The organism is Polaribacter sp. (assembly GCF_051251875.1).
In the GTDB taxonomy this organism is placed as follows: Bacteria; Bacteroidota; Bacteroidia; order Flavobacteriales; family Flavobacteriaceae; genus Polaribacter.
Window position 1 is genome coordinate 21,188 of sequence record NZ_JBPOGL010000025.1, and the last position, 25,247, is coordinate 46,434.

At 29.3% G+C, this 25,247-nt stretch carries 25 protein-coding genes; 14 read left to right on the forward strand and 11 right to left on the reverse strand.

Features of this window, described 5'->3' with window-relative positions:
- The first annotated feature begins 280 nt into the window (after nt 1-280).
- From ACSHW5_RS11590 to ACSHW5_RS11600, 3 genes are all read left to right on the forward strand, one after another.
- A complete protein-coding gene (locus tag ACSHW5_RS11590) occupies nt 281-922 on the forward strand; it encodes a peroxiredoxin (RefSeq protein WP_435676297.1) in 642 nt (213 codons plus the stop codon).
- A gap of 71 nt (nt 923-993) precedes the next feature.
- Nucleotides 994-1,302, forward strand: a complete 309-nt coding sequence (locus ACSHW5_RS11595) for a thioredoxin family protein (RefSeq protein WP_435676298.1) — start codon at nt 994-996, stop codon at nt 1,300-1,302.
- A 40-nt stretch (nt 1,303-1,342) separates the two neighbouring features.
- Entirely contained in the window at nt 1,343-1,600 is a 258-nt protein-coding gene (locus ACSHW5_RS11600; protein WP_435676299.1) for a DUF6952 family protein, read from the forward strand.
- Between the two features lie 153 nt (nt 1,601-1,753).
- Here ACSHW5_RS11600 and ACSHW5_RS11605 read toward each other — a convergent pair whose 3' ends face one another.
- From ACSHW5_RS11605 to ACSHW5_RS11625, 5 genes are all read right to left on the reverse strand, one after another.
- Nucleotides 1,754-1,924 (reverse strand): hypothetical protein, encoded by a 171-nt coding sequence (locus ACSHW5_RS11605; protein ID WP_435676300.1) that lies wholly within the window; start codon nt 1,922-1,924, stop codon nt 1,754-1,756.
- 182 nt (nt 1,925-2,106) lie between these two features.
- Nucleotides 2,107-2,580 carry a hypothetical protein gene (locus ACSHW5_RS11610; RefSeq protein WP_435676301.1) on the reverse strand — a complete coding sequence of 158 codons (474 nt, stop codon included), beginning with the start codon at nt 2,578-2,580 and terminating at the stop codon, nt 2,107-2,109.
- Between the two features lie 191 nt (nt 2,581-2,771).
- The gene (locus tag ACSHW5_RS11615; RefSeq protein WP_435676302.1) at nt 2,772-3,269 is read right to left on the reverse strand and encodes a hypothetical protein; all 498 of its coding nucleotides are present in this window, start codon (nt 3,267-3,269) and stop codon (nt 2,772-2,774) included.
- A 1-nt stretch (nt 3,270) separates the two neighbouring features.
- Nucleotides 3,271-3,807 (reverse strand): hypothetical protein, encoded by a 537-nt coding sequence (locus ACSHW5_RS11620; protein WP_435676303.1) that lies wholly within the window; start codon nt 3,805-3,807, stop codon nt 3,271-3,273.
- 104 nt (nt 3,808-3,911) lie between these two features.
- Complete coding sequence (locus ACSHW5_RS11625) at nt 3,912-4,397, reverse strand: hypothetical protein (RefSeq protein WP_435676304.1); 486 nt, start codon at nt 4,395-4,397, stop codon at nt 3,912-3,914.
- A 479-nt stretch (nt 4,398-4,876) separates the two neighbouring features.
- Here ACSHW5_RS11625 and ACSHW5_RS11630 point away from each other — a divergent pair, with 479 nt between their 5' ends.
- From ACSHW5_RS11630 to ACSHW5_RS11645, 4 genes are all read left to right on the forward strand, one after another.
- A complete protein-coding gene (locus ACSHW5_RS11630) occupies nt 4,877-5,800 on the forward strand; it encodes a DUF368 domain-containing protein (RefSeq protein WP_435676305.1) in 924 nt (307 codons plus the stop codon).
- The gene (locus ACSHW5_RS11635; RefSeq protein ID WP_435676306.1) at nt 5,801-6,808 is read left to right on the forward strand and encodes a DUF368 domain-containing protein; all 1,008 of its coding nucleotides are present in this window, start codon (nt 5,801-5,803) and stop codon (nt 6,806-6,808) included. It begins immediately after the preceding gene.
- The gene (locus ACSHW5_RS11640) at nt 6,789-7,544 is read left to right on the forward strand and encodes a shikimate dehydrogenase family protein (protein ID WP_435676307.1); all 756 of its coding nucleotides are present in this window, start codon (nt 6,789-6,791) and stop codon (nt 7,542-7,544) included. The genes ACSHW5_RS11635 and ACSHW5_RS11640 overlap by 20 nt, the downstream gene beginning before the upstream one ends.
- Nucleotides 7,545-7,639: 95 nt before the next feature.
- Nucleotides 7,640-9,538 carry a DUF349 domain-containing protein gene (locus ACSHW5_RS11645; protein WP_435676308.1) on the forward strand — a complete coding sequence of 633 codons (1,899 nt, stop codon included), beginning with the start codon at nt 7,640-7,642 and terminating at the stop codon, nt 9,536-9,538.
- A 104-nt stretch (nt 9,539-9,642) separates the two neighbouring features.
- On the opposite strand, the gene ACSHW5_RS11650 is transcribed toward ACSHW5_RS11645, so the two are convergent.
- Nucleotides 9,643-10,416 carry a zinc ribbon domain-containing protein gene (locus ACSHW5_RS11650; protein ID WP_435676309.1) on the reverse strand — a complete coding sequence of 258 codons (774 nt, stop codon included), beginning with the start codon at nt 10,414-10,416 and terminating at the stop codon, nt 9,643-9,645.
- 2 nt (nt 10,417-10,418) lie between these two features.
- Nucleotides 10,419-11,513 carry a Nif3-like dinuclear metal center hexameric protein gene (locus ACSHW5_RS11655; protein WP_435676310.1) on the reverse strand — a complete coding sequence of 365 codons (1,095 nt, stop codon included), beginning with the start codon at nt 11,511-11,513 and terminating at the stop codon, nt 10,419-10,421.
- A gap of 198 nt (nt 11,514-11,711) precedes the next feature.
- Here ACSHW5_RS11655 and lpxK point away from each other — a divergent pair, with 198 nt between their 5' ends.
- From lpxK to ACSHW5_RS11670, 3 genes are all read left to right on the forward strand, one after another.
- Complete coding sequence (lpxK, locus tag ACSHW5_RS11660; protein ID WP_435676311.1) at nt 11,712-12,743, forward strand: tetraacyldisaccharide 4'-kinase; 1,032 nt, start codon at nt 11,712-11,714, stop codon at nt 12,741-12,743.
- 150 nt (nt 12,744-12,893) lie between these two features.
- Nucleotides 12,894-13,388 (forward strand): thioredoxin family protein, encoded by a 495-nt coding sequence (locus ACSHW5_RS11665; RefSeq protein WP_435676312.1) that lies wholly within the window; start codon nt 12,894-12,896, stop codon nt 13,386-13,388.
- Between the two features lie 61 nt (nt 13,389-13,449).
- Nucleotides 13,450-14,121 (forward strand): methyltransferase domain-containing protein, encoded by a 672-nt coding sequence (locus ACSHW5_RS11670; protein WP_435676313.1) that lies wholly within the window; start codon nt 13,450-13,452, stop codon nt 14,119-14,121.
- Here ACSHW5_RS11670 and ACSHW5_RS11675 read toward each other — a convergent pair.
- Genes ACSHW5_RS11675 through ACSHW5_RS11685 form a run of 3 tightly spaced genes read right to left on the reverse strand, consistent with a single transcriptional unit; the run spans nt 14,118 to nt 18,833 of the window.
- Nucleotides 14,118-15,581 carry a cellulose synthase family protein gene (locus tag ACSHW5_RS11675; protein WP_435676314.1) on the reverse strand — a complete coding sequence of 488 codons (1,464 nt, stop codon included), beginning with the start codon at nt 15,579-15,581 and terminating at the stop codon, nt 14,118-14,120. The genes ACSHW5_RS11670 and ACSHW5_RS11675 overlap by 4 nt on opposite strands.
- Nucleotides 15,578-17,788 (reverse strand): efflux RND transporter permease subunit, encoded by a 2,211-nt coding sequence (locus ACSHW5_RS11680; RefSeq protein ID WP_435676315.1) that lies wholly within the window; start codon nt 17,786-17,788, stop codon nt 15,578-15,580. The genes ACSHW5_RS11675 and ACSHW5_RS11680 overlap by 4 nt, the downstream gene beginning before the upstream one ends.
- Nucleotides 17,781-18,833, reverse strand: a complete 1,053-nt coding sequence (locus tag ACSHW5_RS11685) for a hypothetical protein (protein WP_435676316.1) — start codon at nt 18,831-18,833, stop codon at nt 17,781-17,783. The genes ACSHW5_RS11680 and ACSHW5_RS11685 overlap by 8 nt, the downstream gene beginning before the upstream one ends.
- Before the next feature lie 110 nt (nt 18,834-18,943).
- On the opposite strand from ACSHW5_RS11685, the gene ACSHW5_RS11690 reads away from it, so the two are divergent.
- The 4 genes from ACSHW5_RS11690 to ACSHW5_RS11705 all read left to right on the forward strand — a co-directional run bounded on the left by ACSHW5_RS11690 (nt 18,944) and on the right by ACSHW5_RS11705 (nt 22,091).
- Nucleotides 18,944-20,797 carry a carbamoyltransferase family protein gene (locus ACSHW5_RS11690; protein ID WP_435676317.1) on the forward strand — a complete coding sequence of 618 codons (1,854 nt, stop codon included), beginning with the start codon at nt 18,944-18,946 and terminating at the stop codon, nt 20,795-20,797.
- The gene (locus tag ACSHW5_RS11695) at nt 20,798-20,947 is read left to right on the forward strand and encodes a DUF5989 family protein (protein WP_435676318.1); all 150 of its coding nucleotides are present in this window, start codon (nt 20,798-20,800) and stop codon (nt 20,945-20,947) included.
- A gap of 8 nt (nt 20,948-20,955) precedes the next feature.
- Nucleotides 20,956-21,318: a hypothetical protein gene (locus tag ACSHW5_RS11700; RefSeq protein WP_435676319.1), complete on the forward strand. Its 363-nt coding sequence runs from the start codon at nt 20,956-20,958 to the stop codon at nt 21,316-21,318.
- A 341-nt stretch (nt 21,319-21,659) separates the two neighbouring features.
- Nucleotides 21,660-22,091 carry an FKBP-type peptidyl-prolyl cis-trans isomerase gene (locus tag ACSHW5_RS11705; RefSeq protein ID WP_435676320.1) on the forward strand — a complete coding sequence of 144 codons (432 nt, stop codon included), beginning with the start codon at nt 21,660-21,662 and terminating at the stop codon, nt 22,089-22,091.
- Between the two features lie 143 nt (nt 22,092-22,234).
- On the opposite strand, the gene gcvP is transcribed toward ACSHW5_RS11705, so the two are convergent.
- Nucleotides 22,235-25,120: an aminomethyl-transferring glycine dehydrogenase gene (gene gcvP, locus ACSHW5_RS11710; RefSeq protein WP_435676321.1), complete on the reverse strand. Its 2,886-nt coding sequence runs from the start codon at nt 25,118-25,120 to the stop codon at nt 22,235-22,237.
- Between the last annotated feature and the right edge of the window lie 127 nt (nt 25,121-25,247).

The following is a 25,247-nucleotide window of genomic DNA, read 5'->3' on the forward strand; positions in this document are numbered from 1 at the left end:
AATTACAAAAAGCATGCGAATAATTTTTATCTATACTTTTTATAAAAGTATCGTTAAATCTTATAGTTTGTTTAAGAACTAAGATTTGAAATCTGAATTAAAATTTGTTCACATGTAAAAATACGCTTTTTAATTTTTTATCTATAAGATATTTATTCTGCATCAATAAAATCTATTTTAAAATAAGAAAAAAAGTGATGATATAGTTTTTTATCACCCCTTAAAAAAATATTTTTGTGGTGTTAATAAGATATAATAAATAATCATAAAAATAAAAAAAATGGCAACAGCAGTTGGTAAAAAATTTCCAGATTTAAACGTAGATGCAATGAATGAAATGGGCGATACGTTTAAAATTAACGTATTAGAAGAAGCTGTAAATAATAAAAAGAAAGTGTTATTGTTTTGGTATCCTAAAGATTTTACTTTTGTTTGTCCTACTGAATTACATGCTTTTCAAGCAGCTTTAGGAGAATTTGAAAAAAGAAATACTATTGTAATTGGTGCTTCTTGTGATACTCCAGAAGTACATTTTGCGTGGTTAAGTACTGCAAAAGATAATGGTGGTATTGAGGGGGTTACATATCCAATTTTAGCAGATAGCAACAGAAATTTATCATCAATTTTAGGTATTTTAGATATTACCAATGAAACGTATGATGAAGCTTCTGGAACTGTACAGGTAGAAGGTGATAATGTAACGTATAGAGCTACATATTTAATTGATGAAGATGGATTGGTTTTTCATGAAGGAATAAACCACATGCCAATTGGTAGAAATGTAAATGAATATTTACGTTTGGTAGATGCGTATGAACATTTACAATCTCATGGAGAAGTTTGTCCTGCAAACTGGGAAGAAGGTAAAGAGGCAATGCAAGCAAATGCAAAAGGAACTGCAGCTTATTTAGCTACTCATTAAAAAGTTTGAAGTCTCAAGTTTTGGGGTTTTAACTTTGAATATTAAATTTTGAACTTTTAAATCTTTAAGAAATGGTACAAGAATTAAGTCAAGACAATTTAACAGAAATAGTTGCAGAAAATAAAACCGTTGTTGTTCAATATTCTGCAACATGGTGTGGAAACTGTAGAATTATGAAGCCGAAATTTAAAAAATTGGCTTCAGAAAATGAAGAAGTATCATTTGTAATTGTAGATGCAGAGAAATTTCCTGAGAGTAGAAAATTAGCAGATGTTAGTAATTTACCAACTTTTGCCACTTTTGTTGATGGTAAAATTGTAAACCAAACACAAACTAATAAGTTTGATGTTTTAAAAGAGTTGGTGAACGAAGTAATTTAAAAATAAATTCTTCCTTACTAGGAAGTTTAAAAAAGCTACTATGAAATTACCTGTAATTAAACACTTAACAAATTTTATCGAAGAAAACGATCAAGATTATGTGTTAGAAACTATAGAAACTTTAGAGGCTTTAACAGAAGTTTCGTCTTTAAAAGATGAAGAACTAGATGTTATTGGCGAGCTGATTTCTAATATGTATGGCGCAATTGAAGTGCATAAAATGATTAAAGAAGGTACCTCTAAAAAAGAAGCTTTAAACGCTTTTATGAAACGTGTTTTAGGTTCTATAGATAATTAAAAAGGTTACTTTAATGTATTCTAAATCCCAAGTGAAAGCTTGGGATTTTTTATTTGAATACTATAATTTATTCAGAAATATTAGTCATAAGTACATATTAGAAAAAATAAAAGTGCAAATTTATAAAGCTTTTTTAACTAAATCCTTTCTAAATTAATTCTCATTTTGATTAGTATCTTTAGATTCATTAGCCTTTTTAATAATTGCTTTCAAATGCATTTTTTGCAATTGTTTTTCTAGCTTTACTTTGTTAATTTTTTGATTCATTAACTTGGTGTGTTTTGCTTTGTTGGCCGTGTTTTTTGCCTTTCCTTTTTTTGCCATTTCTATAAATAATTATTTTTTACTGAATTTTGTTATATAAGATTAGTTACTGTATTTAGGTATTAAAGTTAGCAAATAAATGGCAGATAGAAAGTCTGAGTAGACTTTAGTAAGCATGGCTTGAGCTTGAAGAAGAGTAAGTTAAAACCAGTAATTAATTTATATGGTTTTGTTAGCAATAGTTATTTTTTTTCTAAAGTAAATTCCATAATATTTGATTCAGAACAATTCATAGGAACTGCTTTTCCGATGATGGTTATTTTTCCTTTATTTTTAATTTTTCCAAACAAACTCCAACCACAACTATAAGAATCAAAAGGTGTTGTATTCTCTTCATTTTCTTTCTGTATCGTTTGATATTTTACAACAGAAGGAATTAAACTTCCATTAAATCCATTTTCATCTCCGTTAATATTTACAATTCCTGTAATTAAAGGCTCATTTTTCTTTTTTATGCTTATTGTTCCTCCAGTTTGACCATTTTGTGATTGAAAAAGACTCAATTCTATTTTTCCTCCCGTATTTTTTATATCTGTAAAAGTTCCTATATATTCTCCAGAATAGTCGATATTAGTTTTGATTTTATTTTCTTTCTTTTTTTCAACACACGATTGAGTAAATACGGAGATTACTAGAATTAATAATATTTTTTTCATAATGTAGAATTTTCAATTTTTTTTATCCTAATGTTAATTTTCTGCTCGTTTTTTTTTCCAAGGTGTTTATACAAGCTTAGTTGCTGTTTTTAAGTACTAAATTTACTAAATAATTACTGACAAAGAAAATTCGATGGGATTTTAGTAAGTAGGCTAAAACCAGCATTTTTTTTATAAGGTGTTGGCTTTAGTTATTCTTTAATCAGATAGTTTAAATTCCAACTTTTTACAACACTATCTAAATCTTTTTCATTTAATTCTATGTTTCTTCTTGGTTCGGTATGATAAACAATTCTTCCAGTTTGAGTTAAAATTGAGTCGTTATAAATTTCACTGAAAATATTCAGTTGTAAAATTATACCATTTTCAATTTTCATTCGATAAGCATCCAATTCATTATGTAAAATATATTGTTCATTTTCTGATGGCGTTACAACTTTCCAAGCATGAAGTATTTCATCAGAATTTGGTTTTTCCCTCCAAGATTCCCATCTATTTCCGAAAAACTCATCGTGTTTGCTTTCAGCTGTCATGTATTCATCTATAATTGGAACATTAAGTGATCTTCTCAAACCGTTTGCTTTAATTCCGTAATCTAAATTCGCAATTTTTTTTTTGTTATCAAAATAGCTGTACGTCAGATAAATTCCGAAAATCATAAATACAATTTTAAAGTAATGCTTTTTCATATTAATGCTTTTCATAATTCCATTCATCCATTATACTATCAACTTCTTGTTTTTTCAATTCTATTTTAGGATAATTTCTGTAAACATCTGCTCGATAATCTTTAAATTCTTTTTTTCGACTGTCAGTTTTCATAAGTTTATAATGATAGTCAATTTTAGAATTCAGTTTTTTCGATTCCATATTTAGAATATAATTGGTTGTGTCGTTAATAAAATATAAATAACTGTCAGTTTCACTTTTCCAGCCATCTTTTTCAGAAGCATTTATAATCTTAATTCTGTGAATTAAAGGTTTTTCTTTTTTTGTACGATTTTCGTTTATCCATATCATTCCCCAATTATTGTCAATTGGCATTTTAAATGGTTCCAATTCAGCATTAATTATAGGTATTCCATTTTTCATACGAAAGGAATTATATTTCTCTCCATATTGATATTTTTTGATTAGAAAATATTCATTCGTGTATTTATAAACTTGATAGAGAATAAAAGCAGTTAATAAAATGTCAAAAATGTTTCTAAATGTGATTTTTTTCATATTATAGTTCCTTGGTTTACTTTCAAAAGTGTGCAAAAATGTAAACAACTTTGGTAAAGCACTAATTTGGCATTTTTTATAAAAGGTGTTGGGCTTTCGTTATTTTATTCCGATTCTTGTTGTTCGTCATAAATTCTCAAATAATCAGAAAATTCAGTTTCTTTAAGGTCTTTTTCAATAACAGTTTTTGCTATTTCGAAATCTATAACAAAACAACAAACTTCCATTGTTCCACTTCCAATACTTCCACCATCACAAAATCCAAGTCCATTCCAACCAAGCATTTCGTTCATACGGTCTTGAAGTCGTGTCCTTTTTTCCACATCTTGCTCTGTTCCCATTCCATTTACTGAAAATTCAATTAATAACGTAAAATGCTCTTCAATATCTACTTCTTGAAAACCATTTGCACAATATTCTTCTATTTCCTTTTGAATAGTTTTCCTGAAATTTGAGAAAAGTCTAGATTTTACTTCTTTATAATTTCCAACTTCGCCAATTATTCCAGTATTGATTCCACCTTTTTTTTCATTAATATCCCAAGTTTCCCAAAAATGAATTTTATTCTCAATTGTTTTGTATAATTTCATTTCTCTATTTTTCTTTCAAATTCCTTTATTTCCAATTTATTACATTTCGGTTTTTAATGAAGCCTAAGAATTAATAAAACAATGTTTTCAGTTATTTTTATATCTACTAAATCTTTGAAAACTAATTGACATGCGTCTATTTTTTTCGAAAGAATAACAGTTTTCGTATCTATACTTGGTATTTCTTTTTCTGCAACCAAAAAGAATGTGTCTGCTATTTTAGAATATTCAGTGAATGCTTTTCGTTTAAAAAATACCAAGACAGATTTACTAGTTTTTTTACTATTTTTTTCATCAAAATGAAAGATAAAACAAAACACTTACTTAAAACTATTTCTAATGTAAAATAAATAAAAAGATAATAGGGTAACTAGTTTTTTATTCATTTTTTTTAAAATGATTGCTTAGAAATTAAAAACTAGATTTCTATTTTTCTTTAAAATTCTAGTATCTTCGTTTTCGCTTAAAAAGAGTTTAAAATGAGTAAAAGTATTAAAGATTACGTAGTAATAGGTTTAAAAGGAATGGCTATGGGTGCTGCTGATGTAGTGCCGGGGGTTTCTGGCGGAACTATTGCATTTATTTCTGGTATTTATGAAGAATTATTATCTTCTATTAGTAGCTTTAATTTTGGAATATTAAAAACCTTAAAAAAAGATGGTTTTAAAGTTGCTTGGCAACAAGTAAACGGTAACTTTTTATTGTCACTTTTTATCGGAATTTTTATAAGTATTGTGTCTTTGGCTAAGCTTATAAAATATTTATTAGAAAATGAACCTATTTTATTGTGGTCGTTCTTTTTTGGGTTGGTGTTGGCTAGTATTATTTATATTGGTAAGCAAATTACAAAATGGAATGTTATTACGGTTTTAAAACTTGTTTCAGGTGCTGTTTTAGCGTATTTTATTACTACTTTAAATCCTTTGGTTTCTGAAAATTCTTCCTTATTATTTATGTTTTTAGCAGGTGCAATAGCTATTTGTGCTATGATTTTGCCAGGAATTTCTGGAGCTTTTATTCTTGTTTTATTGGGCGCTTATAAACCAATATTATCAGCAGTTAATGATAGAGATCTTAAAACCATTGCTGCAGTAGGTTTAGGCGCAATAGTTGGTTTGCTTACTTTTTCTAAAATATTAAAGTGGTTATTTACACATTATAAAAATTATACTTTAGCGGTCTTAACAGGTTTTATTATAGGATCATTAAATAAAATATGGCCTTGGAAAGAAACGCTTACTTGGCGTACAAATTCTCATGGAATAGAAGTGCCATTTAATCAGCAAAGTGTGTCGCCCTTTTCTTTAGATGGAGACGCACAATTAACTTTGGCAATTGTTTTATCTATCATTGGTTTTTGTTTAATTTTATTGATGGAAAAATTAGCGGTAAAAAAACAGTAAGTGCATCAAGAAAGAACTTTTTCGCAAAAAGTATCCCTTTTTTTAAAAGGTTTAATCATGGGCGCCGCAAACAAGGTTCCTGGGGTTTCTGGTGGCACCGTTTCTTTTGTGTTAGGGTTTTATGAAGAACTAATTTATTCTTTTAGAAAAGTAAATCTTAAAGCGTTAAAATTGCTTTTAAATGGTAGGTTTAGAAGTTTTTTTAGATATACAAATGCCCAATTTTTAACCGCAATAATGCTGGGTAGCATGTTTAGCTATTTTAGCATTTCTTTGGTTTTAGACTATTTTTTAAAATACCACGAACTCTATGTTTGGAGTTGGTTTTTTGGCATGATTATAGGCTCTATATATTATATTGGGAAAGATTTTGGAGATTGGAATGCTAAAAATATTATTTCTTTACTTATTGGTGTTTCTGTTGGTTTAGGAATTAGTTTTTTAACACCAGCAAGAGAAAATGACAATCTTTGGTTTGTGTTCTTGTGTGGTATTATTGGTGTTTCTGGAATGACATTGCCTGGTCTTTCGGGTTCATTTATCTTAATATTATTGGGTAATTATGTGTTGTTGTTAGTAGATTCTGTCAATGAATTGTTTTATGTAATTGCAAGACTTATTTCTGGAGATTTTTCTGTTTTATCGGATCCTATTAAAATTAGATATTTAAAAATAATTAGTGTTTTTACGGCAGGTTCTGCATTTGGGTTGGTTTCAATTTCACATGTGTTGGGTTATGTTTTAAAACGATGGCACAATATTGTAACCTCTATTATTATTGGCTTTATAACAGGGTCTTTAGGAATTGTTTGGCCTTGGAAAAAAGCAGTTTTTTTAACAGAAAATGGAAATGTACTTTTAGACAAAAGAGGGTTTAAAATTATAGAAAATTATCAACGTTTTATTCCCGATTTTTCTATTTTAGAAACGTGGTTGGCAATATTGTTCATTTGTATAGGAATTGGTTTAATTTTAGTGATAGATTATTATGGAAGAAAAAATAAATAAAGTGTATGGATTGTTAGGTAAAGATATTTCGTATTCTTTTTCTCGCGGATACTTTACAGAAAAGTTTATAGATTTAGATTTAAAAAAACATAAATATGTTAATTTTGATATTCCGAACATAAGCCTTTTTCCTGCTGTAATTAAAGAAGAAGAGCATTTAAAAGGGATGAATGTTACCATTCCGTATAAAGAAGCTGTAATTCCTTTTTTAAATAAATTGGATAAAACTGCTGAAAAAATTGGTGCTGTAAATACCATAAAATTTACAAAAAGAGGAGATTTAAAAGGGTATAATACAGATGTTTTTGGATTTGAGAACTCATTATTACCACTTTTAAAAAAACATCATAAAAATGCGCTAATTTTAGGAACAGGTGGCGCTTCTAAAGCCATTGCATTTGCGCTTAAAAAAAATGATATCAATTACAGTTTTGTTTCTCGTACTCCAAAGAAAAAGAAGGAGATTTCTTATGATGACTTAACAAAAGAAGTGATGGCAAAACATTTCATTATTATTAACTCTACACCCATTGGCACATCACCAGAAATAGAAAAATCACCCAACATTCCTTATGAGTTTTTGACTAAAAATCATCTTTTATTCGACTTAATTTACAACCCTGCAGAAACTACTTTTTTATCCAAAGGAAAAGAAAAAGGAGCAACCATAAAAAATGGATACGAGATGCTGCAATTGCAAGCAGAAGAGTCTTGGAGAATTTGGAATAAAGATTAATTATTCTTCAATATTTAACAGTTAGTTATCTTGTTAATTATCTAAGATGTCAGTATCTTTATAAATTATAAGTATGCACCTTAAACATTGTAGATATGTTAGATTCAGATAAAGAAAACGTTGATAAATTAGTAAACAGCTCTAAAGAAGATTCTCAGGAAACTTCTAAAGTTATTGATAAGAAAGAACCAGCAGCACAAGAAAAAGTTGAAGAAACTACAGATGCTGTTGATGAAATAGAAAAATCAGTGGCAGAAAGCGCTGAAAATGATTCGGCTAAAGAAGAAGAAACTCCAGATGTAGATTATTCTGAATTATCTTTAGAAGAATTGGTAGCAAACCTTGCTAAAACACTTTCTAACAATCCGGTAAACAAAGTAAAATCACAAGTTGATGGCATTAAGAATGCTTTTAATGTTAAGTTTGGGGTTTTAATAGCAGAAAAGAAAGCGGCTTTTTTAGAAGAAGGCGGAAATTCTATTGATTTTCAGTTTTCTAGCCCAATAAAATCAGAATATAATAAATTGCTTTCTGATTACAAAAAGGAACGAGATGCACATTACGGAGATTTAGAGAAGCAGTTAAAAGTAAATCTTGAAAAACGACTTTCAGTAATTGAAAGTTTAAAAGACCTTATAGAAAATGCAGATTCTGCAACCATGTATAAGAATTTTAAAGAAATTCAAGACACTTGGCGCGCAATTGGTCCTGTTTCTAAAACACGCTATAATGATACATGGAAAACCTATCATCATCATGTAGAGCGTTTTTATGATCTATTGCATTTAAGTAATGATTTTAGAGACTTAGATTTTAAACATAACTTAGAAGAAAAACTTAAAATTATTTTAAAAGCACAGGCACTTGCAGAAGAAAGTGATATTAATCATGCGTTTAAAGAATTGCAAGATTTACATAAAATTTGGAAAGAAGATATTGGTCCCGTTTCTCAAGAGTTAAGAGAAGAGGTTTGGCATAAGTTTAGTGAAGCTACGAAGAAAATACATGACAAACGTCATAATCATTTTCGTGAAATGCGTTCTAAATATCAAGAAATTATAGAAGAAAAGTTGGCAATAGTTGCCCAAATTAATGCCTATGATACTTCTAGCAATAAATCGCATAGCGATTGGCAAAAAAGCATTAAGGTAATTGAAGCTTATAGGCAAAATTATTTTAACGCTGGTAAATTACCGTATTCTAAAAGTGAAGAAGTTTGGCAACAGTTTAAAAAAGCTACTAAGAAATTTAATAGCGCCAAAAATGTATTTTACAAACAAGAAAAAGGAGATCAGCAAGATAATTTAAAAAAGAAAATAGCCCTAATAGAAATTGCAGAATCTTTAAAAGAAAGTGAAGATTGGGAAACAGCTACTAATACTTTGAAAAAAGTACAGGCAGACTGGAAAAAGATTGGTCATGTTCCAAGAAAGTTTTCAGACGATATTTGGAAACGTTTTAAAGCCGCTTGTAATCATTATTTTGATCGTTTTCATCAACAAAAAAATGCTGTAAGTAAAGAAGAGCAAGAAATTATTGAAGCTAAAAAAGCACTGTTAGAGTCTTTAAAAGAATCTAAGAAACATACAAAAGAATCGGTTTTAAAATCTATTGATGAATGGAGAGACTTAGGAAGTTTGCCTAGAAATTTACGTCATTTAGATGGTAAATTTAACAAGCAAATAGATAGAATGTTAGAAAGTTTGTCTTTGGATAAACAAGAAGTTGCCATGTTAAAGTTTACCAATGTTGTAGATGGTTTGGCGGCAGATGATGACGTAAGAAAGTTAGATTCTGAACAGTTATTTGTAAGAAAGAAAATAGATGAAATTGTGAAAGAAATTCAACAATTAGAAAACAATTTAGGCTTTTTCTCAAATGCAAAAGCAGACAATCCGTTAGTAGTTAATGTGAGAAACAGAGTAGATGAATTTAAAAAGGACTTAGGTATTTGGAAAGATAAATTAAGTTATCTTAAAAATTTAGATTACTAAATAGATTACTGGTAGTAAGAATATTATTGCCTGTTTTACACATATAAAAAAAGCCTTAAAATACTATTTTAAGGCTTTTTTTATATGTAAAATTTAATAACTGTTTAAGCAAACAACTTATCTATTTTAGCTTTTTCTTCTTCAGCCAAAGCTGCATCAACTAAAATACGTCCACTATGTTCGTCTATAGTTATTTTTTTTCTATTGGCAATTTCTAATTGAACTTGAGGCGGAATTGTAAAATAAGAACCACCAGAAGCACCACGTTCAATAGCAACAACAGCCAAACCATTTTTTACTTTGGTTCTAATTCTGCTGTACGCAGAAAATAAATGATCATCTAAAGATTTAGAAAATTCATCAGATTTTTCTGATAATAATTTTTCGTCTTTTTCAGTTTCTTTTAAAATAGCGTCTAACTCAGCTTTTTTATGCTTTAAATGTTGTTGTTGTTTTGCTAGTTTTTCTTTTGTAGCATTCACAACCTCCATTTTTTGAGCAATCTTAGCTTTGTACTCATTAATTCTTTTTTCAGCTAATTGAATCTCTAAGTCTTGGTATTCAATTTCTTTGGTAATAGAATCAAATTCTCTATTGTTTCTTACCTTTTTTTGCTGCTCGTCGTATTTTTTCATCAAGCTAGTAGATTCTTCAATCGCTAACTTTTTATTGTTGATGTCTGCTTCTAAGTTAGTAACATCTGCTTCTAAATTAACAACTCTTGTGTTTAAACCAGCAACTTCATCTTCTAAATCTTCCACTTCTAAAGGCAATTCGCCCCTTACGTTTCTAATTTCGTCAATTCTAGAGTCTATTAATTGTAAATCATACAATGCTCTAAGTTTTTGTTCAACTGAAACTTCTTTCTTTTTTGCCATGTTTATAAATAATAAATTGGATTCGTACTTTTTTCTGATAAAATGACTGCAAAATTAGTGAATTTTTTCGTAAGATAATCAACCAAAAGGTTTTTTGTAAACTGTTCGCTTTCATAATGGCCAATATCTGCCAATAAAATGCTGTTTTCAGCCTTAAAAAACTCATGATATTTAAAATCTGCACTTACATAAGCATCTGCACCAGCCCTAATTGCGTTTGAAATAGCAAAACTACCAGAACCGCCCAAAACGGCAACTTTTTTAATTTTTTTGTTCAAAAGGTTAGAATAACGAACACAATCCGTTTTCATCGTTTTTTTCAAAAAAAGTAAAAAATCTGTTTCATTCATTTCGGTAGCCAACTCACCTATCATGCCCATACCAATATTCTGATGCACATTTTCTGTGGAAATCAAATCATAAGCAACTTCTTCATAAGGATGATTTTGATATAGTGATTTAAAAATTTCTTGCTCATTTTTAGTTTCAAAAATAACAGAAATTTGCGTTTCTTTTTCTGTATGTAGCACGCCTTTTTTACCATACACAGGATTTGAGTTTTCATTTCCTCTGTAGGTTCCTTGTCCTTCAATATTAAAAGAACAACTATCATAATTACCTATATTTCCTGCACCAGCTGCAAATAGGGCTTTCCTTAACGCTTCAGCCTTTTCAACAGGTACAAAAGTAGTAAGCTTTTTTATGATTCCTTTTTTAGGAATTAAAATTTTGGTGTTTTCTAGACCTAACACTTCGCACATTTTTGCAGAAACTCCGTTTTCTGAATTGTCTAAAGCAGTATGAGGTGCATAAATGGCAATATCATTTTTTATGGCCTTTAGCACTACGCGTTCTACGTAAGAATTACCATTTAATTTTTTTAAACCTCCAAAAATAATAGGATGAAAACTTACAATAAGATTGCAGTTTTTAGCAATGGCTTCGTCTACCGTTTGCTCTAAAGTATCTAAAGTTACTAAAATACCCGTTACACTTGTTTGGGCATTACCAACTAACAAACCTACATTATCAAAATCTTCAGCATACGTTAATGGAGCAAGTTTTTCTAAATAATCTGTTATGTTTTTTATGGTCATAGTCACATATATTGAACATCAAAGTTACCATTTTTAAACGATAATTGTTTCCTGGTTTTGAATAGAATTTCCGTTAAAATTATCTTTTAAAAGAAATTGAATTAGAAACAAAAGCTATGCTTGTATTATTTTTTTATTTCTAAGTTTGAACTCATTTTACCTATTTTTAAGAAAATCTTTTATTGTATTTTTACGGCGATGAAAATTATACGTTTTTTATTGTTTCCAATTGCTATTTTATATCATTTAGTTACCGCTTTGCGTAACTTGTTTTTTGATATAAAAATTTTTAAGGAAGTCTCTTTTAAAATTCCTGTAATTGCCGTTGGTAACCTTAGTGTTGGCGGTACAGGGAAAACGCCACAAATAGAATATTTAATTAGAGTTTTGCAAGACAATTATAAAATTGCTGTTTTAAGTAGAGGTTATAAACGAAAAACACAAGGATTTGTATTGTTAAATAAAACACATTCAGCCGAAGATGTTGGTGATGAGCCGTTGCAATATTTTAAAAAATTCAATAAAATTAGTGTTGCCGTTGATGCAAATAGGGTAGCGGGTGTAGAGAGATTGCTACAAGAAAAAAAACCAGAGGTTGTTTTGTTAGATGATGCGTATCAGCATAGAAAAATAAAAGCAAGTTTGTACGTTTTACTTACAAAATATAATGATTTATTTACGGATGATTTTTTATTGCCTACTGGTAATTTAAGAGAAAGTAGCAACGGAGCAAAACGTTCTGATGTTATTTTAATAACCAAATGCCCAGAAAATTTAGATGATTTAAAACAGCAGGTTGTAATAGAAAAGCTAAAAAAATATAAAAAACCTATTTATTTTACGTCAATTTCTTATGCTGATAAATTAGAAGGAAACCATTCTATATCTATGGATGCACTTAAAGATTATGAGGTTTTATTAGTAACAGGAATTGCTAATCCTTCTCCGTTATTACAGCATTTACAGCAAAAAAAAATTACTTATAAACATTTAAAATTTCCCGATCATCATCATTTTTCGTCTTCAGATATAGAGCATATCAACAAGAAATTTGGAGAGTTGTCTTCTTCAAAGAAAATATTAGTAACTACAGAAAAAGATTTTACAAGATTAGAAAACAAAGTAGCTGCTATTTCATATATTAAGATAGAAACTGTTTTTCTGAACAATAAAAAAGAGGCTTTTAATGCGCTTATAAATAATCATATAAAACAAAACCAACGCTGTTAGAACGTTGGTTTTTAATGATTTTGATTTTTTGTTAAAAATTTTGATTTTCAAAGTATTTAACACTTATATGACACCTTTTTTTTTAGAAAGTCACAAGTTATTTTAAATTTGTGGTATTATTTTTGATACTTTTGTGAAAACTACTTTTTTATGAAAATTACAGTTATTAGCTTTTTTTTTAGTGTTTTCTCCATAGGAGTGTTATTTTCTCAAGATAGTATATCTTCTGAAGAACTAATAACTAAAGATTATAAAGAGGAAGTTGTTCTAAATTGGGAGCCTACCTTTAATGAAGCCCTAAAAAAATCTAAAAATGAAAAGAAACCAATTTTAATCTACTTTACGGGTTCTGATTGGTGTAGTCCGTGTAAAATATTAGACAAACAATTATTTCATACAACTAAATTTAAAGGAATAGCTGAAAAAGATTTAATTTTATATGAAGCGGACGATCCTAGAAATACGGATTTAATTAGTCCGGAAAAATTAGAAATTACCTATGATTTAAAAAGAAAATATAAAGTACGTTCTTTTCCTACTTTAGTTTTTGTAAATCATAAAGGAAGAATGATTGGGTATAAAAAAGGGTTATTAATTACCGAGTTTTATTATCCTTTTATTGAATCTGTAATAGAAAATTATTAGGAAATATTTATTTCTTGGTTTTGTTACTTTTTAATCATAACTATTTGTCAGCAAGACTTTAATGAGCAACCAGGAAATAAAAAAAATTAAAAAACCTTGGCCAACCAAAGCTGCCATGGAACAAATTTATCAGCTTCATCTTTGGGGTGATAATTCTTCTGAATTTTATTCTGGTGCAGGATCTCATCAACCAGAAATTGTAACACCCTATGTTAATGTTGTAAAATCATTTTTAACTTCTTTTAAAAAACCGTTGGTGGTTTGCGATTTGGGTTGTGGCGATTTTAATATTGGAAAACAACTACTAAAATGTACGAATAAATATATTGCAATAGATATTGTAAAAGATTTAATAATTTACAACCAAGAAAATTTTACAGCAGAAAATTTAGAATTTCATTGTTTAGATATTGCTAAAGATAATTTGCCCGCTGCAGATTGTGTTTTATTAAGACAAGTGCTGCAACATGTATCGAATAATGAGGTGCAAAATATTGTAAGTAAGTTAAAAAATTTTAAATATGTTATTTTAACAGAACATTTGCCTGTGGGAAATTTTATTCCCAATAAAGATATTATATCCGGACAAGGAATTAGAATTAAAAAACATAGTGGAATAAATCTGTTAGCACCGCCGTTTAATTTTAAGATTAAAAATGAAAGACAATTAACTGTTTTTACTCTAAAAGATAAAAAAGGAGTTATAGTAACTACACTGTACGAAGTTTTTTAAAACTTAAAAATATATTTAGGAAAAAAGACCTTTATGGAATATCCTAATACAATAATAACTCCATAATTAATAATATAAAGATCATGATAATTGTAGCCTAAAAGAACAATAAATACTCCATAACAAAGTAAGATAAATTCTAAAAAGCTAATGTTTGTTTCTTTTTTAAATGCATAATCTTCTTTAGGTTCATTGTGTATGTTAGACTTTAAATTGTATTTTGGAGTTCTCACAAATTCAGAGATTTTTCCGAAATACCCTTCTAAAACACCAATTACCATATAAAGAGAAATACCAATGCTTAAGGTTAGAAATGCATAAAAATTTGGTAGAAAAAATAAGATTCCTTTCCATTTAGATTTTACAGTCATTAAATGTCCGATAAAAAATAATAATGTAATTAAAGATGTAATTAGTAAACTTAAAAAGGAAATAACGTTTACATTGTTAAAAGCAATTAAATTTTCTTTTGATAACCAATAAATTATAGGACTTGTTATTACTAAGAAAAAGACAATAATAAAGATTGATGAATTAAATAAATGCAGACTACCAGCTAGTTTTGCCCAAAAATTGGCAGGAGATTTCCATAGTTTTTTTAAGTTTTTTCTTACACATTCAGCGGCTCCTTTAGACCATCTGTATTGTTGGGTTTTATAGGCGTCCATTGTAATGGGTAATTCTGCTGGAGATTCTATATCAAATAAATAGGTGAATTTCCAGCCTTTCATTTGTGCTCTAAAGCTTAAATCTAAATCTTCCGTTAAGGTATCTGAATGCCAACCACCAGCATCTTCAATACATGTTTTTCTCCAAATGCCTGCTGTTCCGTTAAAATTTATAAAGGCATTGCTAGAAATTCTTCCAAGATGTTCTATTGAAAAATGAGTGTTTAACATAATGGCTTGCGCTCTTGTAATAAACGAAAAATTTTCATTAATATGTGTCCAACGGGTTTGAACTACGCCAATATTATCATTAGTAAAATAAGGAATGGAATTCATTAAAAACTCAACATCGGGTACAAAATCAGCATCAAAAATAGCAATAAATTCACCTGTACAAAATTGTAAACTATAATCTAAGGCTCCTGCTTTAAAACCAACTCTATTAGTGCGTTGTATGTGTTTTATGTCAATTCCTTTACCTTGATAAAAGGAAACCATGTTGGCAATTAATAAGCTAGTTTCATCGGTAGAATCGTCTAAAACATGAATTTCTAATTGCTCCTTCGGATATTTAATTTTGCAAACACTTTCTATTAAGCGTTCAACTACATATTTTTCATTGTAAATTGGCAATTGTACGGTAACTTTTGGGAAAGTTTTTAAAACAAGTTTGCTATTTTTCTTTTTCGCTTTTAAAGCAAAAAATAGTAGTATAATCTCTACACATACATAAAAGAATAGTAGTAAATTTAAAATAGCCCAAAAGTAAAATAGTAGTTCTTGGAGTATCATTTGGCAGTGTATTTTTTTAATAATAATAAAGAAGGAATTAAAAACAAATCTGATATAAAAGCAAAAATTAAACTAGTTGATATAATGATACCAAAATTAAATAAAGATTGATAACTAGAAATAGTTAATGCTAAAAAAAGTACGCTTAATACCATAGAGGTGATTAAAAGTGGCGAACTATTGGTTTTTAAACTTTGCAGTAATATGGTTTTTGTAAATACTTTTTTAGGATCGGATTTGTATAAATGTCCTAGTAAATAGATAGAATCATCTAAGGCAACACCAAATAAAATTGTTAAAATAAAGATAGAATTAGGGTTTAAATCTAGACCTAAAAAAGTAATCATGACAATTCCAAAAAGTATGGGTAATAGATTTGCAATAAAAGTTGTGAAACCAATCCAAACAGATTTAAATAAAAAAGTAGTAATTAAACCTGTTATTAAAATCCCAAAAAGTAAAGCAATTAGCACATATCTAGTTAAAGAATAGGTGTTTTGGTCAAATAAAAAGGCTTTTCCATTCAAATAAAGTTGTACCTTTTCTGTTTGATATTTCGAAAGAAACTGAACCAGTTCTTTGTTTTTTAGTAGCGCGTTATGTGTGCCAATATCTGGCAAGCTACCTATAATTCTGGTGGTTGTTTTGTCCTTAGAAACAATGCTAAGCAAACCTAATTTATCTTCATGTTTTATTAAATCCTTCAACAAAAAGTTAGAAATATGATTAGGAATTCTAAAGGCTTTATAGTTGCCTTCTAGTTTAAATCTTTCGTAACGTTTTATAATTGTATTTAAGCTATTGGTGGTTTTACAGCCATATTTTGTCAATAAATAGTTTTCAATAGTATCAATATTTTTAATGGTTAATGGACTTAGAATAGTGCCTTTTTTAGCTTTTAAAACAACTTCTATATCTCTAATTCCTTGAAATTTGTCATCATAAAATGCACAAGCACTATTAATGGCCAATTCTGTGTTGTTTTTCTCATAATAGTGCATGTTTATTTTCGAATTTTTAAAAGCTTGAATTAGTAGCACTAATAAAAGAACCGTAAAAACAAGCACAATTTTTTTATAATAAATACTGGTGAAATTGATACATCTTGCTATAAAATTCTCTATAAATACATGCTGTTTTAATACCAACTGCACTTTATAATCTAATAAAAAAGGCAATAAAAAACGAGAGGAAATATAGGCGAAAATAATTCCAAAAGTTGCTACAATAGCTAAATCTGTAATTTGATGTACGCCACCATTAAAAAAGAAAATTATAAAACCAAAAAGGTTAGAAACGGAAGTTAGAATTAAAGGAAAACCAATTTTCCTAAAAAGTTTCTTTTTCAATGCACTTTTTGGTGTCTTTTCTTTTACCAAATATTCATAATGATGTAAAATATGGGTAATGTCTGTAAAAGAAAGTATGGCAATTACACTTGGTATTATGGTGGTGAAAGAAGTTATTTCAAAATTAAAAACGTACATAAAAATAAGCGTAACGCAAACGTTGAAAACAGTAAATAGAATGGTAATTAGAATTCTTTTTAAGCTAGGAGTAAGGATAATCATACTACCAAGTAATAGGAAAATCCCCAAAAGGGTAATTAATAATGTTTCTTTCGCTAAAACCTCATTTCCTTCAGATTTAAAAACTGGCGCACCTAAAATATGATATTCAACGAATGAAATATTATCTAATAAGTGATGAATTGATGCGATTGTTTCCGTACTATTTTGGTTGTTTAAATACACATAAAAACTTGCAGAAGTTCTGTCTTTAGATAAAAATTTTTCAGTAATGTCTGTAAATTTATCTAAGTTATTGTAGTTTTTTTGAAAAGTGTTTTTACTTGTTAAAGATAGAAATGGTGGCTGGCTTAGTAAGTATCCTTTTTTAATCGGAAATTTCAAATTTTCTATACTTACCACGTTTGCAACACCAGATAAGTTATTAATATCTGAAGTTAATTTATTCAACGTTAAAAAATCATCATAAGTTTTAAAAAGAGTCTTTTTTTGAATACCAATAATAAGAGCATCTTTTTCTGTTTTAAAAGCATTTTTATATTTCGAAAATTGTTCTTTTTGAGCATTGTTTCCAAAAGCTAAAGGATCTATATTGAAATTATAGGTCAAGTAATTAGAACACCAAATACCAAGAGCAATGGAAATTAAAACGCCAATTATGAGTATTTTTTTACTCATAATCTAAAATTTTTTGTAACTGATTGTTTATTTTTTCTGCTATTAATTCATGTCCTAATTTGTTAGGATGATTGTCATAAGGGAAATTAGTAAATTGTTTGTTCTCAAAATTAAAATCAACATTTAAAAAACGAATACGATGCTTAATTAATAACTTTTTTAGCGCATCACTTTCTTGGTTTTGGTCTAATAAAGAAACCAAAAATATGGCGTTATTTTTTTTGCAAATAGTATTCATCTCATTGATGAGCGCAAAGCTAATTTCAACTTTATTTTTAGCATTGTCATCAATTTTATCAATAGTTGTTTGAAGCCAATTTATCGAAGAAAAAAGACTTCTCCCATTCCAATCTTCATACATGTCACTCCATTTTTGGTAACCAATGGCTAATTGAGTGTTTAGGGTAACGGGATATTTGGCATCTTTCATTTGGTTTTGAACCGATTTTAAAGAGCGATTAAAACCTATTTTTAGAGCTCTTTTGTAAGAATTTGTCAACACATTTCTGTTAAAATGATCTGTAGCAAAGTTTAAAACAACCACTTTTGGGAATTTATGTTGTGCTAATTTTTTTAATTGTAAATAAGAATGTGTGGTTCCATAACCAATAACTCCATAATTATTAAATTGATAATTAGCATGTTTTTTTTGAAGTAAAGATGTAAAATTTTCTGTATCATGAACCCCAAAACCATACGTAAAAGAGCAACCAAAAATTGCTATTTGAGTCAGAAGGCTGTCTTGTGATTTGTAAAAAGAAACTTTTCTAAATTGGTCTTTTGTATGTGTTGTTGTAAATGTATGATGTTCATTTAAGGTAATTTTATACATACCAGGATTTAAGACAATTGCTAAAGAATCGTGTCCTAAGAACGGATTTTCAGGGATAGATTTTATATGATAATCTTTTTGAATATAAGGTTTTGCACCAACTATTCGCAATGCAATTTCAAAACAAATAGGAATTAAAATAATAAGATATAAGAACCAGATTATCGTTTTTTTTTGAAAGCCAAAAAATAAATTTTTAGAGTTTTTTTTCATCAATAAATAACAATTCTTTTTTTAACGACGTTAAGATACATATTTTTCTAAATGATATTTTAATCAAAATAAATTATATTTACTTCATTCTTAATTTATCTATAATTTACGTGTCTAAAATACTAGGAATTTCTGCTTTTTATCATGATGCTGCTGCTTCAATTATTATTGATGGAAAAATAATTGCGGCAGTTCAAGAAGAGCGATTTGCAAGAATCAAACATTATTCAGAATTTCCTTATCAAGCTATTGCTTATTGTTTACAGGAAGCAAAAATTACTATTGATGATTTAGATGCCGTTGTTTTTTATGACAAACCTTTTTTAAAGTTTGAGCGCTTAATAGAAACCTATTTTATATTTACACCAATAGGATTAAAATCTTTTCTAAAAGCAATGCCAGTTTGGTTGCATAAAAAATTATTTTTGAAGAAGGTTTTAAGGAAAGCTTTAAAAGAATTGGGCAGTAAAAAATACAAGGAAATTCAATTATTATTTACAGAACATCATTTGGCGCATGCGGCAAGCGCTTTTTATACTTCTAATTTTAAAGAATCGGCAATTTTAACAATTGATGGTGTTGGTGAGTGGACTACAGCTTCCATTAGTGTTGGCAACAGTGTTGGTATAAAAATGCTAAAAGAACTAGAGTTTCCACATTCTGTGGGATTGTTGTACAGTGCGGTTACTTTTTTTTTAGGGTTTAAAGTAAATTCTGGAGAATATAAATTAATGGGATTGGCGCCTTATGGTAATCCGAATGACGCACAAACAATTCATTTTAAAAAGCTTCTTTTAGAGAAAGTAATTCATTTGTACAATGATGGTTCTATTTGGTTAAATCAAGATTTTTTTAGTTACTCAACTTCCTTAAAAATGATTTCAGAAAAGAAATGGGAATCTTTATTTGGGTTTCCAAAGAGAAAGGAAGAAGGAAAATTGGAACAACATCATGCTAATTTGGCTTTGGCAATTCAGCAAATTACAGAAAAAGTAGTTTTAAAAATGGCAAGCGAAGCAAAAAGAATTACAAATGCTAACAATGTTTGTTTGGCGGGCGGCGTGGCGTTAAATTGTGTGGCAAATGGTAGGTTAGAACAAGCGAATATTTTTGAGAATATTTGGATTCAACCTGCTGCGGGTGATGCAGGAGGTGCTCTTGGCGCGGCATTGGCAATTAATCATCTTTATTTTAAAAATAAAAATATAATTTCTGATGAAAATTCGAATCAGAATGTATATGTAGGTCCGAGTTATACAAATTGCGAAATTGAAATTTTAAATCATAAATTGAATGCCGTTTCTAAACAAATGAGTTCGGTAGATGTTTCTAAATTAACAGCAAAATATTTATCCGAAGGAAAAGTTGTTGGTTGGTTTCAAGACAGGATGGAATTTGGCCCAAGAGCTTTAGGAAATAGGAGTATTTTAGCAGATGCAACTGCTTTTGAAATGCAGAAAAGAGTAAATCTCAAGATTAAAAAAAGAGAAGCGTTTAGGCCTTTTGCACCTGCAATTTTAGAAGAAGACGCTTTTGCTTTTTTTGATATTAGAAAGTCATCTCCTTATATGTTAAAAGTAGCAAAATTAAAAAAGGAACATATTTTTAATGTACCAGAAACCTATTTTAATACTTCTTTGTTAGAGCGCTTGTATACAAAACGAAGCGTTTTACAAGCAACTACACATGTAGATTTTTCATCAAGATTACAAACAGTAAATAAACATCAGAATGAGAAATTCTGGAATTTATTAACTAACTTTAAAAAATTAACAGGAATAAGTGCACTTATAAATACAAGTTTTAATGTGAGAGGAGAACCTATTGTTTGTTCTCCGGAAGAAGCTTATCTGTGTTTTATGAATACGGAAATGGATTGCTTAGTAATGCAAGATTTTATATATTTAAAAGAAGACCAAGTGCATTGGAATAGTGAAAAAAACATCAATTTTAAATTGGATTAAATGGAATTTTTAAAGGATATATTGCATTTTTTAAAGGCGAGAAAAAAGTATTGGTTAGCACCTATTATTATCATTTTGGTCTTTGTGTCTATTTTATTTATCATTGGTAGTTCTAGTGCGGTTGCACCATTTATTTATAGTCTTTTTTAGTAGATTAAATGAAAAATAATTCACCATATAAAAGCATCTTAGGTCCCGTTTTTGGGTTATCCTTACTATATATTTTTAAAGGTTTCGATTGGATTCCTTATGTAATTACGGTGATTTCTTTCTTGGCACTAGCTTTTAGAAGGTTTGTTGTTTTTATAGATGCTATTTTACACTATGTATTTGTTTTTATTGGTAACTTGCTAAGTACTTTTATTTTAACGCTGTTTTATTATTTTCTACTATTTCCAATTTCTTTATTAGCTAAAATATTTCATAAAAAAGACACTCTTCAGTTAAAGAAACCAATTTCTACCAACTTTAAGAATACCAATAAAACATATTCGAAAGAATCTTTTAAAAATTTATGGTGAAAAAATAGTTCATATAATGGTACAGGTGTTAAAGAATTATGTTGATGATAAATGAGATTGTCTTTTGTGAAAACTTGACATATTGTTATGCTATTTTTAGTTTTAACTGACATTTTTTCCGATTAATATTTTTGTAAATGTTTTTTAAAATAAGAGCATAAAGTTGTGGTATCCTATGAATTAAGGTCTGTAAGGTGTTTTCTTCAATTTTTAGTGTATCAAATTATAGTTTTTTCCTTTTTTGGCTTGATTTTGGCGGCAAGCATAAACGTAAGTTTAAACTAAAATGTTGGCTGTGTAAAAATTATACAAAAAGCATTTTTAAAATGAAATAGTATAATATGAGTCAAGTAAAAGAGAACAACACAATTAAAGTAAATTACACAGGAAAATTAACTGACGGACAGATTTTTGATACTTCTGAAGGAAAGGAACCAGTAGAATTTGTTTTAGGACAAGGAAGATTAATTCCAGGTTTTGAAAAAGGTTTAATTGACATGAAATTAAACGAGAAAAAAACCATAACAATTGCGAAAGAAGACGCGTATGGTGATGTAAATGAAAACTTAATTCAAGAAGTAGCTAAAACGCAACTTCCACAAGATATGGAGCCACAAGTTGGTATGGGCTTAGTTTCTACGTCTCCAGAAGGACAAGAAATTAATTTAATGGTTGTTGAAGTGAAAGAAGAAAGCATTGTTGTTGATGGAAATCATCCTTTAGCGGGTAGAGACCTTATTTTTGATCTTGAAGTTGTAGAAATTACAGCATAAAATAAATTAGTTATTTTAAAATTCCTGACAGGCTTTGTTTAACAAAGGTTGTCAGGTTTTTTTTTGTACGTAAGCTTTTTTGAAGCTAAAAAACCACCTCAAACAGAAGTGGTTTTAAAATACTTTTATACAAACATTGTCTGCTACATATAATCTTCAATAGGATTGCAAGAACAAATTAAGTTTCTATCTCCAAAAGCATCATCAACTCTTCTAACAGAAGGCCAAAATTTATTTTCGGCAATATAATCTAACGGAAAAGCCGCTTGTTTTCTGGTATAAGGCAACGTCCATTCATCCGCAGTTAGTAGTTCTTGCGTATGAGGAGCATTTTTTAAAAGATTGTTATCGTCACCTTTTGTTATTTGCATAATTTCTTTACGTATTGAAATCATGGCATCACAAAAACGATCTAATTCTGCTATAGATTCAGATTCCGTAGGTTCAATCATCATAGTTCCTGCAACCGGAAATGAGACTGTTGGCGCATGAAAACCATAATCCATTAAACGCTTAGCAATGTCTACTACTTCAATGCCATTTTGTTTAAAATCACGACAATCAATAATCATTTCGTGTGCAGCTCTGTTCATTTCACCAGAGTACAAAGTTTCATAGTGTCCGCGCAAACGTTCTTTTATATAGTTGGCATTAAGAATTGCATTTTTTGTAGAATCTGTTAATCCTTTTGCTCCCAACATGGTAATATATCCATAAGAAATTAAACAAACTAAAGCAGAACCCCAAGGTGCTGCAGAAATTGCGGTAATTGCGTTTTCTCCTCCGGTTTTTACTACAGGATTTGTGGGTAAAAACGGAACTAATTGTGGTGCAACACAAATAGGACCAACTCCTGGACCACCACCGCCATGCGGAATGGCAAAAGTTTTGTGAAGGTTTAAGTGACAAACATCTGCGCCAATTGTTGCCGGATTTGTTAAACCAACTTGTGCATTCATATTTGCGCCATCCATATATACTTGTCCACCATTTTGATGAATAATTTGCGTAATTTCTTTAATTGCTTTTTCGTATACGCCATGCGTAGAAGGATAGGTAACCATTAAAGCAGCTAAATTATCTTTGTGTAAAATTGCTTTAGCTCGTAAATCTTCCACATCAATATTACCTTTTTCATCAGTTTTGGTAACCACTACCTTCATTCCAGCCATAACAGCAGAAGCAGGATTTGTACCATGTGCAGAAGCAGGAATCAAACAAATATTTCTGTGCTCTTCTTTATTTGCTTGATGATAAGCTCTAATGGTCATTAGGCCAGCAAACTCACCTTGTGCGCCAGAATTTGGTTGTAAAGAAGTGGCTGCAAAACCAGTAATAATATTTAATTGATGTTCTAATCTTTTTAAAACTTGTTGATATCCTTCCGCCTGATTTAAAGGTACAAAAGGGTGGATGTTTCCCCATTGTGGATTGCTTAAAGGTAGCATTTCTGAGGCCGCATTCAGCTTCATAGTGCAAGATCCTAAAGAAATCATAGAATGATTTAGCGCCAAATCTTTGAGCTCTAATTTTTTAATATAGCGCATCATATCTGTTTCAGACTGATACGTATTAAAAATATCGTTTTCTAAAAATGGTGTGTTTCTTGTTGTGTTTTCTGAAATTACTTCAAAATCAGCATTAAAAGATTCTTTAGTCAAAATTTGATGAAAATCACCTACATTTTCTGCTTCTGAAGAATTAGGTTTCTTTTTTAATTGTCCAAAAATGGTAAACAATTTCATTAAATCTTTTTGAGTAGTAGCTTCATTTATAGAAATAGAAATGTGTTTATTGTCTATATAATTAAAGTTTACTTTAAAAGATTCTGCTACAGATTTTAGTTTTATACAATCTATTTCTACACGTAAAGTGTCAAAATAAGAAGTATTTAATTGCTTAAAACCTGCTTTTTCTAGATAATCTGCAACTAATTTTGTTTTGTTATGTACAGCGTCTGCAATGTGTTTTAGCCCCTCTTTACCGTGAAAAACAGCGTACATACCTGCCATTACCGCTAGTAAAACTTGGGCGGTACAAATGTTAGAAGTTGCTTTTTCACGTTTAATATGTTGTTCTCTTGTTTGTAATGCCATACGCAAAGCACTTTTGCCATTAACATCTTTGGTAACTCCAATTATTCGTCCAGGAATACTTCTTTTATACGCATCTTTAGTAGCAAAATAACCCGCATGAGGCCCTCCATAACCTAACGGAATTCCAAAGCGTTGAGTGGTTCCTACAACTACATCAACTCCAAATTCGGCAGGTGCTTTTAATTTTACCAACGATAAAATATCTGCAGCAACCGCTACTTTTATATTGTTATTGTTTGCTTTTTCTACAAACTGTGCATAATCATATACTTGACCATGTTTTCCTGGATATTGTAAAATTGCCCCGAAAAAATCTTTAGAAAAATCAAATTCTTCATGGTTTCCAATTACCAATTCAATCCCGATAGGAATAGAACGTGTTTGCAAAACCGATACGGTTTGAGGTAGTATTTCTTCGGATACAAAAAACTTGTTTACACCCGCTTTCTTTTGAGATCTTTCTCTAACATCAAACAACAAAGCCATTGCCTCTGCAGCAGCTGTACTTTCATCTAATAAAGAAGCGTTTGCCAATTCCATTCCCGTTAAATCACAAACCATAGTTTGAAAATTTAACAAAGCTTCTAATCTACCCTGTGCAATTTCTGCCTGATAAGGCGTATAAGCCGTATACCAACCGGGGTTTTCTAAAATATTACGCTGAATTACACTTGGTACAATTGCTTCATGATATCCTAAACCAATGTAACTTTTAAAAACTTTGTTTTTTTCTGCTAGTTCCTTAATATGAGCTAAATACTCATATTCACTCTTTGCAGGTGCTAAATCTAACTCGTTTTCTAAACGAATATCATTGGGTACGGTTTCGTAAATTAATTGGTCTAGATTTTTAGCTTTTATTGTAGATAACATTATTTCTTGCTCCTTTTTATTAGGACCAATATGTCTATTTTGAAACGAATTTGTATTCATTAATGAAAGTTTAGTTTAGTCATGTTTCAATCGATTTAGTTTGAGTTTTATGCGCTCTATATCAACTGATTTTGAAAGTATCAAAAGTAGGGAAATAATAAAATAATTTAGCCAATATTTTAAGCAA